The organism is uncultured Cyclobacterium sp., from assembly GCF_963977555.1.
In the GTDB taxonomy this organism is placed as follows: domain Bacteria; phylum Bacteroidota; class Bacteroidia; order Cytophagales; family Cyclobacteriaceae; genus Cyclobacterium.
Map to the genome: position 1 here is coordinate 155,937 of NZ_CAXBPD010000003.1, position 14,228 is coordinate 170,164.

Annotated in this window: 11 protein-coding genes; all 11 read right to left on the minus strand. The window is 41.8% G+C overall.

Annotated features, from left to right (window positions below; genetic code table 11):
- Positions 1–472: 472 nt before the first annotated feature.
- Positions 473–1,588 (minus strand): SUMF1/EgtB/PvdO family nonheme iron enzyme, encoded by a 1,116-nt coding sequence (locus AAC073_RS04735; protein ID WP_339922694.1) that lies wholly within the window; start codon positions 1,586–1,588, stop codon positions 473–475.
- A gap of 139 nt (positions 1,589–1,727) precedes the next feature.
- A complete protein-coding gene (locus AAC073_RS04740; RefSeq protein ID WP_339922695.1) occupies positions 1,728–3,083 on the minus strand; it encodes a cytosine permease in 1,356 nt (451 codons plus the stop codon).
- A gap of 36 nt (positions 3,084–3,119) precedes the next feature.
- Entirely contained in the window at positions 3,120–4,217 is a 1,098-nt protein-coding gene (locus AAC073_RS04745) for a PfkB family carbohydrate kinase (protein ID WP_339922696.1), read from the minus strand.
- A 2-nt stretch (positions 4,218–4,219) separates the two neighbouring features.
- The gene (locus AAC073_RS04750) at positions 4,220–5,344 is read right to left on the minus strand and encodes a Gfo/Idh/MocA family oxidoreductase (protein WP_339922697.1); all 1,125 of its coding nucleotides are present in this window, start codon (positions 5,342–5,344) and stop codon (positions 4,220–4,222) included.
- A gap of 3 nt (positions 5,345–5,347) precedes the next feature.
- Positions 5,348–6,184: an aldolase gene (locus AAC073_RS04755; protein ID WP_339922698.1), complete on the minus strand. Its 837-nt coding sequence runs from the start codon at positions 6,182–6,184 to the stop codon at positions 5,348–5,350.
- Between the two features lie 37 nt (positions 6,185–6,221).
- Positions 6,222–7,145: a Gfo/Idh/MocA family oxidoreductase gene (locus AAC073_RS04760; protein WP_339922699.1), complete on the minus strand. Its 924-nt coding sequence runs from the start codon at positions 7,143–7,145 to the stop codon at positions 6,222–6,224.
- A gap of 58 nt (positions 7,146–7,203) precedes the next feature.
- A complete protein-coding gene (locus AAC073_RS04765; protein WP_339922700.1) occupies positions 7,204–10,242 on the minus strand; it encodes a PVC-type heme-binding CxxCH protein in 3,039 nt (1,012 codons plus the stop codon).
- Between the two features lie 55 nt (positions 10,243–10,297).
- On the minus strand, positions 10,298–11,242 hold the full coding sequence (locus AAC073_RS04770) for a hypothetical protein (protein WP_339922701.1): 945 nt from the start codon (positions 11,240–11,242) through the stop codon (positions 10,298–10,300).
- A 12-nt stretch (positions 11,243–11,254) separates the two neighbouring features.
- Positions 11,255–12,040 (minus strand): PIG-L deacetylase family protein, encoded by a 786-nt coding sequence (locus AAC073_RS04775; RefSeq protein WP_339922702.1) that lies wholly within the window; start codon positions 12,038–12,040, stop codon positions 11,255–11,257.
- Positions 12,041–12,043: 3 nt separating this feature from the next.
- On the minus strand, positions 12,044–13,066 hold the full coding sequence (locus AAC073_RS04780) for a Gfo/Idh/MocA family oxidoreductase (protein WP_339922703.1): 1,023 nt from the start codon (positions 13,064–13,066) through the stop codon (positions 12,044–12,046).
- A gap of 35 nt (positions 13,067–13,101) precedes the next feature.
- Positions 13,102–14,121, minus strand: a complete 1,020-nt coding sequence (locus AAC073_RS04785) for a Gfo/Idh/MocA family oxidoreductase (protein ID WP_339922704.1) — start codon at positions 14,119–14,121, stop codon at positions 13,102–13,104.
- Between the last annotated feature and the right edge of the window lie 107 nt (positions 14,122–14,228).

The following is a 14,228-nucleotide window of genomic DNA, read 5'->3' on the forward strand; positions in this document are numbered from 1 at the left end:
CGCCTTTGCGAGAATCAATAACCTTAAAATTGCTTAAAATATTGCTCGCAGAGACGCAGAGTCGCAGAGAAATTCAAGAATATAAAAAAAAAATAAAACATGGGTAAGTAATTCAAATAGAGGTATTTCCTATCCCCTTCGCGTCTTAGCGCCTTTGCGAGAATCATATACCTGGAAACAACTTTTAAATATCGCACACAGAGACGCGGAGTCGCAGAGAATTTTAAGAATAGAAAAAATTAAAACATAAGTAAGGCATTCAAATAGGGGCATTCCCTATCCCCTTTGCGTCTTAGCGCCTTTGCGAGAATCATATACCTGGAAACAACTTTCAAATATTGCACGCAGAGACACGGAGTCGCAGAGAAATGTTTTTACGCCCTAACGAAGGCCAAAAATAAAACATGCTTCTAAGGTCACCTATACAAAATGAAGTAACCCTATTTATTTAATTTCTGAGAATCCGTTTTAATTATTTCTCTACAACCTTACCGAGGCAAATCCGGAAGCCATCACGTGAATCCGAATAAGAGGTACTATGTAGGCCTAACCTGACCGCAGATCGGGCATTGCCTGGCACGTCAAAGTAATTCCCACCACGACAAACAGGTTTGTAATTTTCTTCAACGCTATAAAATGCTTCATGTCCCCCTTTTGGGTCAAAGTGGTCCAAAACAATTTCCCATACATTCCCTAACATATCTGCCAAGCCAAACCCATTTCTTCCTTTCTCACCATATTGATCCACCGGAGACACAAAAGAAAAACCATCACTCCATGGCACTTTTGCCAATGGCCATGTCTTATTTCTTCCCGGTAAAAAATCCACACTTGAAATGTTTAAACGTCCTTCTCCATCTCTGAGGTCATTTCCCCACCAATAATAGGTACTTTCTTCATTTCCTCCACGACAGGCATATGCCCATTCCGCCTCAGTGGGCAATCGGTATTCCATACCCTCCGGAAGTCTTCCTGCTGCTCTTTCCTTTTCTGTCAACCAGACCCCAAAGGCATTTCCATCATTCCAACTGATACAAACTACTGGATAGTCGTCTCTAAGCGGGAAACCAAAATTAGGGTCTCTCCAACTTTTATCAGAAGCTTTGATCCATGGATGGGGAGGTGCTAATCCCGATATTTTCCATTCAGGATCAAAAACCTGGGTCATGCCTCCTGGTTTTTCTGCATCAGTAATGTACCCACTTTCCTCCACGAATTGCCGAAATTGTTCAACAGAAACTTCCGTCCTGCCCATCCAAAACCCATTCTTCACTTCCATCAGTCGGGGATATTCACCTTCATAAGACTCCCTTTCTGTACCTGCAGTTGCGCCCCCTTCAGGTCCTGTAGCCCAGGCTTTTTCTTCTGCACTGCTTCCCATGAGAAATTTACCAGCAGGTAAATATACAATTTCAAGAGAAACGGCATTTCCCAGATTAACCATCTTGGATTTTGGATCCACAGGGGTTTGATCAAAACTCTTAATAGGAAGACTGGGTTGGGTTACCAGTTTTATTGGAGAAGAATAAAGCAAAGGGCCTAATAAGACGCCTATTCCCAACAATGACAATACAAGCAAACTTTTCATAAGGTTATTATTTTCAGTCCTCGATTACTTTAGAAAAAAATGGTCTTGCAACTTTAACTACAAGACCATCTATGATGCTATTATGCCTTTAGCAAAAGGCTGCTAAATTTGATCTTGACACGAACAAGGCTCAATCCTATTATTTCTCTGGTTTAGATGAAGAAAACCATTTTTTCAATTGGGTTTCAGGAGTAAGACCCTGATTAAGCGCAATGCGCATCCATGCGTAATAAATTACTCCAGTTGTTAACATTCCATTTATCAAGGAAATGAAAAATTCCTGGCTAAAATAACCGATTAGAAACCCTACAACCCAAGCCAAAAAAGCTGCGGGATTGATTACCATATCCGGACTACCATCGGCACGTTCGTAAAGTCCCCTTTTTTCTGGAAAAAGCCAATAATCTATAATCACTGTCATGGCAATGGGGCCAATCACCCAGGACAAGAACTGAAGGAAGAAATTGAATATTTGATCAGGTCCATACCAAGCAAAAAACAGCGCAATACCCCAAGAAATAAGCAACACCAGCTTCCTGTTTTTCTCCTCGGTTTTGTATTTAGGCATAGGTGGTGTCGACATCATATTGGCACCAAAATAAATCGCTGCCATGGCAGTAGACCATGAACCCAGAAATATGGCAAGGAAAGAAATTTCCAAAAGACCGAATTGGTCCATAATCAAGAAAATATTCCACTCTCCAGTAGCAAGCGCTCCTAGTGTAGCTCCAATGTATTGAAAGACCATCATCACACCATAGGTCAAGAACAACCCCAATGCTGCCTGTTTCCCAGTTTTATAAAACCTCGTGAAATCGGATATTACAGTATTCGCATGCAACCATCCACCAGCTGCAGCGGTGAAAACAACAAATGAAGAAGCTGAAGCCACTGGTGACTTGTCAATGATCGCCATTAAACCGCCCCCAGCATCCAATGCTCCCCATACGGTAACTATCAAAATAAATACAATGGCAGGCACAGCCAAATAATTCACATAGGCGATCCATTTCATGGTTTTGTAAGCAGGAATAAGAAATAGAATGGCCATTAAAAGCGTAATTCCATAAAAAAGCACCGAAGACTCAGTGCTAACCCCAATTATCCCTACAAAAGAATCCCTGGTAAGGTTTAATATCACGGCAAACCAAATGACCGTGGTAATGGCTATAATAAAATTGGGGAGCAAAACCCCTTTGACTCCATAGGAATACCTGAAAATCATCGCACTGGTATACCCGGTTCTTGCCCCAATTATTCCGATTAAAATGGCTACCAAACTGTTAAAAACACCTGCCATGGCTATTACGATGACCGCATCTTTGAATGCCAGCTGTGACCCTACAAGTCCCCCAACCAGCAAACTGGTAACAGTAAGAACTAGACCCCAGAGGATAAAGGTATTGCTCCAAAAACCCAGGCGTTTGGAAGCAGGCAACCTGGACCTTACTTCATCTCCTCTTTCTAATTCATTTTCAATAGTTGTTTCTTTCATGGAGGTTTTAATTTTTACATTAACATATAAACAAAATCATAATTTTCTGTAACCAAATTTATTTCCCAGTTGAAGACATTCCATCCAAGGCAATATGGCCTCTGAGGCGGTATTGTCCATAAGACTTGATGCCGCCACATTGACACCTAACTGCAATGAGGCTTCCATCTGCCAACCTTCATGCATTCCAGCCAAAACGCCGGCAGCAAAGGCATCCCCGGCACCAACTGTCCCTTTTACCAAATCCTTTGGCATTTTGATACATGGCTGGAGAATTTGATGCCCCTCTTTATTCATTGCCAGAGCTCCATTAGGAAAGTGTATTACCACCCAGCTAAGCACTCCCATGTCAAGGAGTTTTTGTGCGGCTTTGAAACCATTTGAAATTAAAAAGACGTTGTCAGCATCTAATAATTGAATCCCGGTAAGCTTGTGTGCTTCCAGCTCATTAATAAAAAGGAAATCAATAAAAGGCAGTGAGGAAGGAATTACCTCCGTATACCGATCTGATTGTTCACTTACAATATCAGCAGAAGTATGCATCCCAGCCTCCTTGGCTCTTTGTAAAACTTTCGCAGCTCCAGAAAGCCCATCCGCATGAATTCTGTCCAAATTATCCAATAAAAGCAAATAGCCTAGATGGAAAAATTTTGCTTTAGAAACCTCAAAATCAAAATCACTTTCCTCCAATAACGCATTGGCCCCACGGTGATGAAAAAACGTGCGCTTACCTGTAGAACAAACGGTCATTACATCAGTAAAAGAAGTTTCAACCCCTTTCAAACGCTTCATTTGTCTGGTTTCCAGGCCCAACCTTTCACACTGATCTAAAATATCATCACCAAATTCATCGTCTCCCAAGACACCTACCCCTTCAAGAGGAATAGAAAAGTCCATTTTACGAATGGCTTTTAGCACATTGAAAGGAGCACCTCCGTTTCCGGAATTTTGACTTATAATATTGGCCAGGGCATTTTCATTTGGGTACACATCAATCATCTTGATGAAATCCAAAATCCAATTGCCCCCAGCCAATATACCTATCCTACTGTTTTCTACCATTATTTCATACAGTAAAATCTGTAAAAGGAATTCTTTATAGAATAATAATTTAATAAATTTATCATTTAACAAATTTAAGGAATAACAACGGCTGCTTTTGTTTTGTGAGACGCTAAGGCGGCAGCAAATACCTGATGGCTCATCACCGCCTCTTCGGGCGTTACACATCCCAATCGGCCGTCTAAGAAGCCCTCTCTTTCCGCAAAATAGGCTGCCAACATCTGCATGAAACAATCAGTGAACCCAGGTTCAAATATCCCACCTGTAATGGTGGAAAAGGGAACTTGAAAACCCAGGTCAACTCGCTGCCACACCTGTTCCTTTTCTCTAGTGAATTTCCAAAACACTTTGGTATCTTTGGTACTGTACTTTACACCACCTTCTGTCCCCAGCACCTCTATGTACCAAGAGTTTGTTTCACCAGGGGCCAGCCGCTTCATTTCCAACATCATTGGTACATCTTCCCCTTCGATGGATATGGTAGAAGAAAGATGGGCATTGTTCCAGGTATCACATTCACTCCATCCCCCTTTTCCATCAGACCTTTTTGTGACGATTTTCTGAAGCTGGGCATAAACCCTGCTGGGCTTCCAACCCATCCTCAATGGAATATGCATTATATGCATCCCCAAATCCCCCATTACACCAATAGCTCCACAAAACTTAGATTGCCTTTTCCAGTTGATCGGCTTTAGGGGGTCCATATCACTTGAATGGCAAAACCCTGCTTTGACCTCAATGATTTTACCAAGTCTTCCAGATAAAATCTCTTTGATTACCCGTTGACCTCCAGGGAAATAGGGCATTTCAGAACTACACCTTACGAATCTACCTGTGGCATCAATTTTATTTTTAATGATTTCGGCTGCTTCAAGGTCAATTCCGAAAGGCTTCTCCGCAAACAAATCTTTCCCAGCTTCCAATACCTTCAGGTAATACTCCTCGTGCAGGTGATGCGGAAGGGCCACGTAGACCACATCCACATTTGGCGAATTCAGCAAAGCTTTGTATTCGGTGGTCAATAAATCAATGGTAGGAATTTGTTCGTACCATTTTAAGGCCTCCTCATTGATGTCGCAAACGGCCTTTAAAACTACTTTTACGGGATAATCATTGAGGACAAACCACCGACCTAGCGCACTGGCTACCTCCCTGCCCATCAGGCCTCCTCCAATTATTCCTACGTTAATGGTTTTCATTTCCTAGTTCGACTTTAATAAACCCCTCACTTCATCCGGACTGGCATCATTGTGAACTATAGCCATAAGGGCTCTGGTCATCCCTCCTGGATTGGCATGTTGCACCACATTTCTGCCATAGACTATGCCTTTTGCTCCTTGCTTCATTAAGCGATGGGTTCTGTCCAATATTTCTTCATCACTGGCTCGTCCTCCACCTCTTACCAAGACAGGTATATCACCAGCCACTTCAATTACTTTATGATATTCCTCCACATCATCTGTTGGATCTGCTTTGATAAGATCAGCACCCAATTCAGCTGCCTGTCTTACCATGGGTGTTATCAGTTTTATATTGCCGTCTACCATATAGCCTCCTGCTTTATTATTGGGCTGAAAAACCAATGGCTCTATCATTAGAGGCATGCCATAATAATCACACAAAGGTTTTAACTTTAGTATATTCTGAATACAATGATCTGTAACTTCTGGCGCTCCAGGAATATTAAACAAATTGACGACCACACAAGCCGCGTCCAATCTTACCGCTTGTAAAACTGGGTCTTCAATCATCCTACTGTACAATACTTTTTGTAATTCAAGGCCATAAACATTGGCAACATCAGTTCTTAAAACAAGTGCTGGCTTTCGCTTACCTGGAACTGACTGTAAATGATGCGCCTGCCCTACTGTCAACTGGATAGCATCTGGATCGGCATCGATCAATACTTTGACAGAGGCTGAAATATTCTCTATTCCACTCAAAAATGTATATTCACTGAAAAAGCCATGGTCAATGGCAACATCAAAACATTTACCAGATTTCTCGTTAAAAAGCCTGTTGATTCTACTTAATTTCATACTATTTTATTTACTAAGGTTATTTCGTTTGATTGAATTAAATTTTAATTCTATTAATTGTATCGCTAATATTTATGGGTTTCCCACCTTGTCTTTTACTTTCATCAGCTGCTTCCATAAATGCATAAATTTCAATGGTTTCTTCTTGGGCAACCGGTAAGTTACCCGTCAGAAAAAAGTCATCTATGGCCCTAACCAACCTTTGATACCCTTCAAATTTACCTATTGAATTAATTCCGTTCGTACCAAATACGGTACCTCCGAAACCAACTTTACCCATTCGTATGCCTCTGAAATAACCCAACTTATCACCAGGCCATTTCCCTACTATCAAGTCAGTTCCTTTGGCTGAAGTCCTTGAGACCGTTTGACAACCTGTTCCCATCACACTGTAGAGAGACTCTATCCCATGAATGCCATCCCAGTACATGTCCACATGGGATTTTTGGAGGGGCGCAGGACCATAGGTCTGCGCACCCAACAATTCCCCCACATATTCCCCTGCTTTAATTGCAGTGTTTTGGCTTCCATAGCGTAAGGCAGAAGAGCTAAATACTTTGACGCCGTAACGATTGGCTTCATGAAATAGCTTCATCACATTTTCCAAGTTCTCGGCCAACGGCTTGTCGATATAAACAGGTTTGTCAGCTTTTAACACAGGTAAGACCTGCTCTAAATGTGGCCTCCCATCATTGGTCAATAGCATTACAGCATCCGACATTTCAATCACTTCCTCAATTGAATTAACCATGGACACCCCTTGCTTACTAATCCTATCAGCAAAGTTTTGCAACTGATCTTCTGAGAATTCCACATCGGGATTTCCCTTTGGATGGTATATCGCCACTACTTTACTATTGTACCCTTCAGCTTCGGTATCCACTGCATTTAGAATCTCAGTAAAGTCTGCACTGTGTACAGAAAGGCCAATAATACCTACACTAATTTTCGGCTTAACCATTGTTTTTCCTATTCTGCATTAGAAATGAAAGTAATCGATTGAAACAGACCTACTACTATTAAGGCAATACCCTCATAATACCTCTCATCACCGGTGCATGCCCAGGAAAAGTGCAAACAAACTGGTAATCACCTGGTTTATTTGGTGCTTTAAACTTCATTGTTTCCATTGTTTTGCCATTTAGCAATTTAGAAGCGGCTATTATTTTGGGACTTTTTGGAAGGTATTCCTTGGCAGGACCATCATCTCCCAAGGCTATGGCCAATGAAGCTACTTCATCTGCAGCGCCAGGTTCTACAAAGACAATGTTGTGTTCCATCAAATCTTTGTTATCCACTGTCAACTCTATTTGCTGACCTGCTTTAACAGAGAATTCCGAAACGTCGAAAGCAAGCAACTCAGCCACTATGGTCAGCTTTGCTATGGGATCTTTCTGTAGTTCTAGTTTTCGTTTCCCACTTACATCCGCTTTCTTGGCAGGGGCCATTTTGGCATGGCCTTTCATGTCTTCATGCTTAGCCTTCACCTTTGTGGAATCTGCCTCTTCCCAGAATTTCTCATAGAATGTTCTAAACTGCATTCCTGAAATATCAGCTGTAGTTCCACCACGTCTATGAGAATCCCTATCGCTCCAAAACCAGGCAACTTTTTGTGCAGCTATTCTGGCTTTTTCCTCTGGAGACCTCAATACCGTTTTGAGCAAGTCATTGTTTTTCACATTGTGTTGCTGGTGAAGCCATAAAATCTCCAACATAGGAAGCGCATCTTCTTTGCTCTGAGGATCAAGCGTTTTCGCATAATTCTGTGCTTTTTCTATCACTTCCTTAGACTCCCTTCCACTCAATTCAATTCTAACTGAATGCCTAATACCATCCACCGGACTTCTAAATAATTCTAAAAGCTTTTCTATCGGCTCTCCATAAATGGCTACCGGCTCCTGAAACGGTCTGTTTTTTGCAGACATGCGGTAAATCCTACCGTGTGCCTGGTCTCGGTTGATGTCCCTTAGGTTATAAGGTGAATGGGTAATGATAGCATTGTGCCAATCCCCAAAATACAAAGCCCCATCTTTCCCTATTACCCCATCTGATGGACGGAAGTTGGGATCTCCGGTATACCCTTCAGGAACTACCCTAGGCTGGGCTTCAGAAGAGGGACGGAAGGTTGGGTCGTTTCCAGTAAATACAAGGTCTCCTGCTTCAACCCCTTCCACTACTCCCAAATCTTTGTACTCCAACTGATACCTTTTAATCCCCTGAAATCCAATCACATTGTATATCAGAAAATTGTTTTCGTATTTCTCAGGGAAATGCTGGCTTGATAAAATTTGATTGGAGGTAATTGGTCGAATGGTCTGCTTGAAAAGAGGCCTTTTGTCAAATTCGTTGGTGTCTGTCGTGGATGTCACCGTTCTTTTATAATACACCTGAAAAGCTTTTCCGGTCGTACCATCTGTTATTAATGGATTGCCCCATCTATCAATACTGATACCGTGTGCATTAGGCGTATTCTCCACCATAAATGAGAAATCTGATGTGCGGGGATTGAAACGATAAAGACCCGGAGATCCTGATTCTTCACTTTTTCGATAAGGTGTTTCTATGTTTTCAAGAATGAAAATCCCTCTTTGGTAATAGATATTGCCATCGGGAGAATAGATAAGGTTGTTCGCTGTGTGATGGGAATCATCCGATCCCAAACCTCCAAAAAGGCGTTCTTTATAATCGGCTACACCGTCCCCATCTGTATCTTTAAGAAACCACACATCAGGAGCAGATATCACGATCACCCCTCCATTCCAGAACTCAAAACCTGTAGGATGTGGCACATAGGCGAAAGTCGTCACCTTGTCTGCCTTGCCATCGCCATCATCATCACTGAGATAAACCAACCGGTCACTCATCTCTCTTCCAGGCTCCCATTTTGGATAGGTAGACCAGGAGGCTACCCAGATGTTACCCTTGGTATCCACCTGTAAAGCAACAGGGTTGATGATTTCTGGGAACTCATCCTCTGCAGCAAACAGGTTAACTTCCAGATCGTCTGGCACCGTCATCCTGTCAATGGCTTCCTCTGGATCTATATAAGTCAAATCTCTAACAATGTGCGTTCCCACCATTAGTGCGTCAGGCATATTGCTGTCATCTATTTCGATATCATCCCCGTTGGCTCTGGCCCATATTTTCTCATCTCTATTGGCTGTCATCACATCCAACATTTCTAATTCCCGCTGCAATGTTTTATAATTGCCGTCTTGAATGGAGCGTGTTCCCCAAACATCATTGCCACTAATGGCTCTGTACTTGTGAAACCAATAGAGGTTTTTGTCCTTAACAGTCGACCTTATGGAATCCAATGCCACTTTATCTTCACTTAAGCCTCCACCCATTAAGGTTTCAGCAATGAATTTGCCGACTTCCTGATTGCCTTTTTCATTTAAATGAATGCCATTTATCGTCAAAGGCTCCTCTTGGGTTTGATACATTTGTTGCGTTGCATTAAACAGATCAACGAAGACCACCCCTTTCTCTTCGGCGACTTTTTCCATTGCCTTGGTGTAAGCCTGCAGGCGAGGATTGTTTTCGGAGCCATCAGGAAGGTTGGGAGAACCTAGGTCTTCATGTGCAATAGGAGAAAACAACACGATTTTGAGCACATTCACAGAATCGTATTTTTGCCTACGCAAATGATCGACCCAAAGGGAAAGTTGTTTTTTAAACGTCTCTGGCTGGTTGTCAAAAGATTCATTGTACCCAAAAAATGAGAAAATCACATTGGCTTTAACCTTTGACAAATGGCTATCACTGTCCCCAAATCCTTCATGGGCCCTAGGCCGGTAATGCACCTGATCCCCTGAATAACCCAGATTTCTGAAAACCAGCTTTTTGTCAGGGTTAGCGGCTTGGAGATAAGTTTCCATCCATCCATCATGTTGAAATCGCTCAGCCAATGAATTCCCAACAATGGCAATTCTGTCCCCTTCATTGAAAGCATAATCAGCCTCGCTGGAACAAGCTCCTAAATATATTAGGCTAAACAGGAGGATAAGGGAACGGGCCACCCTGATGGGGTTTTTCGAATTTGTCAATAATCTCATTTAGAATTTAATTTAAATAAATGTTAATTTTCCAACCTACTGGATAATTGTCGCCTTAATGCATTTCTACAGAACAAGTACCTAAGCCTGGTGCATAGAAATTAAACTTTACATTGGGATGATCTGCCAAAACCGACATAGGCACAGAAGTATCTGGAATATTATTGGATATCATATAGGTGGTCAATCTTTGACCAAAAGGATTGTCATGGGCTCCAGCATGCCAAATAGAGACCTGATCCGTCTCCCAGGTTTCCTTAGGCCCTACCGTCACAGCTTGTGTAGGTATCAAAGGAACATTTCCTCCACAGTGTAGCCTGGAATTTTGTTGAATAGTGATAGGGTGCAAATCCAAAACCCTGGTAGGAAGATTTTTGTATTCTTCCACCGTTTGAGGATTGTCCTTATAGGCACCTTCTCTTTTTGGTGGTTCATTAAAGGCCCAATGCTTCACATCGCCTTGCCCACCTTGCATGATTAAACATTTTGCCTGTTTCCAGCTTTCTATAAACTTGGCCGTATCGGCCTGCGGAAAATGTATGTTCTCCTCTGGCATGGCCAGTTTCTTGTCTATTCTGTTATGACATAAGTCATTAAATGCTTTTTTGAAGGATAAGGAATGATTGGCAGAAACTTCCTTGCCATCAACCACCCACTCGTCCATAGACCAGAAATGGGCATGTTTTAGGGAAATTTTCAATTCATTGACCAATCTTGCCACAAGGGGCAACTGTTCTGTTGGTCCAATGGGGCCACAAATCCCTACAGGATTATCAGCTGTTGCTTGTTTCCAGGTGGTAATGTATTCCAGCGCTTCGGCAAGGTAAAATTCCTCGATGGTATCGTAAAAGACTACTTCAAAACCAGGCCTGGATAATTTTATCATATCTGCAGGCGTCATCCTGGCAATTTGGTCGGTAATCTTGCTTCCCAAATCCAAGGTGGTATAATCCCACCAATCAGGAGCTATTGAACTTATCTTTCTCATATCTTTATTCATTATTTTTAAGTTTTATTCTTTTACTCCAATGCTTTCTTTGCATAAGGAATATACTTCTCCTAACTCCTTAAGGGGATCAAATTCCGACTCTGAAAATCCAAAGTGAACCCTTTTTCTCCACCCTTCTGCATGTACAAAGCATTCGGACATTGCCCCCACCTTTATCGAGAAATCTTCCATGGCCGCAATGTAAGAGTCCATTTTCTGACTGACTTCCAACCAGTTCTTTTGGCTTTTATGGGCATCCAAGGCCTCTCTTTTGAGTGGTTGGACTGATTGCGTATCGATAAATACCCTCGGCAATACTTTTTGCCCAAGGGGGTCAAGGAGACCGTGTGGTAGTGCGTGATAGATTGCGCAGTTGTAATTGGAAACGGCTGGAAACGAAGCCTTAAAATTGGGGACTCCCCTAACAAAGGCTGCTGTAACTGCCAAACGGCAGGCATTCATGTGATCCTCCATATAATCGGTGGGTGAATGCGTGAGAATGACACTTGGTTTAACTTGGCGAATAATTCCCGTCAAGGCTTTCAGCGCTTTGGCCTCATAGAAAATTTCAAAATCATCACAAATAGGAGGATGAAATACTGCTCCCAATAGCTTGGCTGAATTTTGCGCTTCAAGCAATCTTACCTTGGCTGTTGTCGCAGCATCCATTTCAGTACTCCCACAGTTTCCTGATGATAAATTCATGTAATGAATTTCATATCCCGCATTTTTTAACAATACCAATGTACCAGCCATCAAAAACTCAATATCATCAGGATGGGCTGCAATTGCCATAGCTATTTTATCCATCAATTATAGCTTTACACTTTTCCCTGTTGCGGCAGATTTATCAGCAGCAAAAATAACTTCATGTGTTTTCATGGCCTCTTTCAATCCAGTCAATGGCATATCTGTACCATTTAATATGGATTGGAAAAAGGTATCAAACTGCAATTGATAAGGGTGATCCGCCACATCCCCGGAATCCAACATTTTCATGGACAAATCACTCCATCTTGTTTTGTCGGATTTTAGTTTATTGGAATGAAATTTATTGTCCAAAATCGATCCTTCACTCCCAAACAAATGGGTATGGAAATAATAAGGCTGCAAACAATCTACACTAGCTGCACACTTGGCTATTTTTCCACTTTTGAATTTCAGAATGGTTACACTAGTAGTGGTGTATTCATAAGGCTTGAAAATCTCACTTTTGGTCTTGGTATCATAACTGGTAACCTCTTCAACATCAGACCCCATAAACATCAGAAGAGAATCTAAAGCATGACATCCCGCTGTTAGTAATGAGCTTCCTCCACCAGTTTTTTTCGCATTCCATTCAAATTGCCCATACCAGGGACCTATACCATGCAGGTAATCAATTTCCCCATAATGAATGTCTCCAATCAATCCTTGGTCTACTACTTCTTTGGTGGATATAAACTGGTTGGACCACCTGCATTCAAAGCAAATACAAAATTTAACATTTGCCTCTTTCACAGCCTTTTCTATTTCCTGACAATCCTCCCAGGACAATGCCATAGGCTTTTCCAAAATAATATGTTTACCCGCCTTTGCCGCGGCCAATGCATGTTCTGTATGTTGATAAGTATAGCTACATATGGATACAGCATCTATACTTTTATCTTTTAGCATTTCATCGAGGTCTGTATAAGATTTAATAGCTGACCCCCATGTTTTGCTTAATTCGGCATCGTCATGTTTTCTGGATGAAAAAATAGCCGAAACTTGAGCAAACTCACCTGCGTTAATCGCATTAATGTGTGCTGTAGCTACCCAACCAAATCCAATAATTCCAACATTCAATTTTTTCATAATTATCTCTTTATTAAATAGTTAATAGTAATTGATTATTTTAAGGCCTTTTGTAATATTTTATCTAGGGAAATCTTTTTCCCTCCTTTGTTTTTACTTTCCTGAGCCGCTTCCATAAATGCATAGATTTCAAAGGTTTCTTCAGCAGACACCGGAGCTTTATTTTGAAGGAAGAACTCGACAACTTTGACAACCAGTGATCGGTACCCTTTAAAGGAACCTAAATCCACGATTTCATTTTCTTTGAATACCGTCCCTCCAAAATCTCTTTTACCTTCCCTGATACCTCTAAAGACGCCTACCCTCCCATCTTTCCAGTAGCCAATAACCAGGTCTTCCGCTTCTGAATGTTGTACTTGCTGCACTTCCACACAGCCTGGCCCCATTACTGTAAATAAGTATTCAATGCCATGAATCCCATACCAAAACAAGTCTGTATGGCTCTTTTCCAAAGCCGCTGGGCTAAAAGTATGGGCACTTATTACCTCAGAGGGGTTGATGTTTTGAGCGCTTTCCATGTATCTTAAGGCTGAAGAAGAAAAAATGGGCACCCCATATTTTTCTGCCTCTTTGTAGATGTCCACCACTCCTTGCAAATCCTCAGCAACAGGCTTGTCCACAAATACGGGTTTTCCTGCTTTCAGCGCTGGGAGAACTTCTTTCATATGGGGTCTGCCGTCATTGGTCTCTATCATCACCACATCTACCATTTCAATTAATTGCTCCATGGAATCAACCATGACAACACCCATCTCCTCCACATCTTTCTGATAGCTGCTAAGCTGTTCTGGGGTGAAGTCAACATCAGGATTTCCTGGGGGGTGGTACAATGCCTCCATCTTACATCCGGCCAAGTCTTTCTTTTTATTTGGGTCGTTTAGTATTTTTGAAAATGCCGCACTATGGACAGATAAGCCCACCAAGCCTACCCTTAGGTCTTGCCTTGGTAGTTCTTTGGCTATAGAAAATATGGGCTGCCCCAAAATGCTTAACCCAACTCCCCCGAAGGACAGTTTTTTAACAAAATTCCTGCGTACTATTTTATTTTCGACCATTTACTCTATTGATTTTATATTACTTTTTTCAGTTCCTGTCTTAAAAAGCACCCCATTGGGAGACGGTAAAACCTGTTCCATGCTATTGGTACTAGACCTATTACCCG

Coding starts and splice junctions, on each gene's coding strand:
- AAC073_RS04770 (WP_339922701.1), bottom strand. CDS start 11,242: ATGAATAAAGATATGAGAAAGATAAGTTCAATAGCTCCTGATTGGTGG.
- AAC073_RS04755 (WP_339922698.1), bottom strand. CDS start 6,184: ATGAAATTAAGTAGAATCAACAGGCTTTTTAACGAGAAATCTGGTAAA.
- AAC073_RS04760 (WP_339922699.1), bottom strand. CDS start 7,145: ATGGTTAAGCCGAAAATTAGTGTAGGTATTATTGGCCTTTCTGTACAC.
- AAC073_RS04735 (WP_339922694.1), bottom strand. CDS start 1,588: ATGAAAAGTTTGCTTGTATTGTCATTGTTGGGAATAGGCGTCTTATTA.
- AAC073_RS04780 (WP_339922703.1), bottom strand. CDS start 13,066: ATGAAAAAATTGAATGTTGGAATTATTGGATTTGGTTGGGTAGCTACA.
- AAC073_RS04765 (WP_339922700.1), bottom strand. CDS start 10,242: ATGAGATTATTGACAAATTCGAAAAACCCCATCAGGGTGGCCCGTTCC.
- AAC073_RS04740 (WP_339922695.1), bottom strand. CDS start 3,083: ATGAAAGAAACAACTATTGAAAATGAATTAGAAAGAGGAGATGAAGTA.
- AAC073_RS04785 (WP_339922704.1), bottom strand. CDS start 14,121: ATGGTCGAAAATAAAATAGTACGCAGGAATTTTGTTAAAAAACTGTCC.
- AAC073_RS04775 (WP_339922702.1), bottom strand. CDS start 12,040: ATGGATAAAATAGCTATGGCAATTGCAGCCCATCCTGATGATATTGAG.
- AAC073_RS04750 (WP_339922697.1), bottom strand. CDS start 5,344: ATGAAAACCATTAACGTAGGAATAATTGGAGGAGGCCTGATGGGCAGG.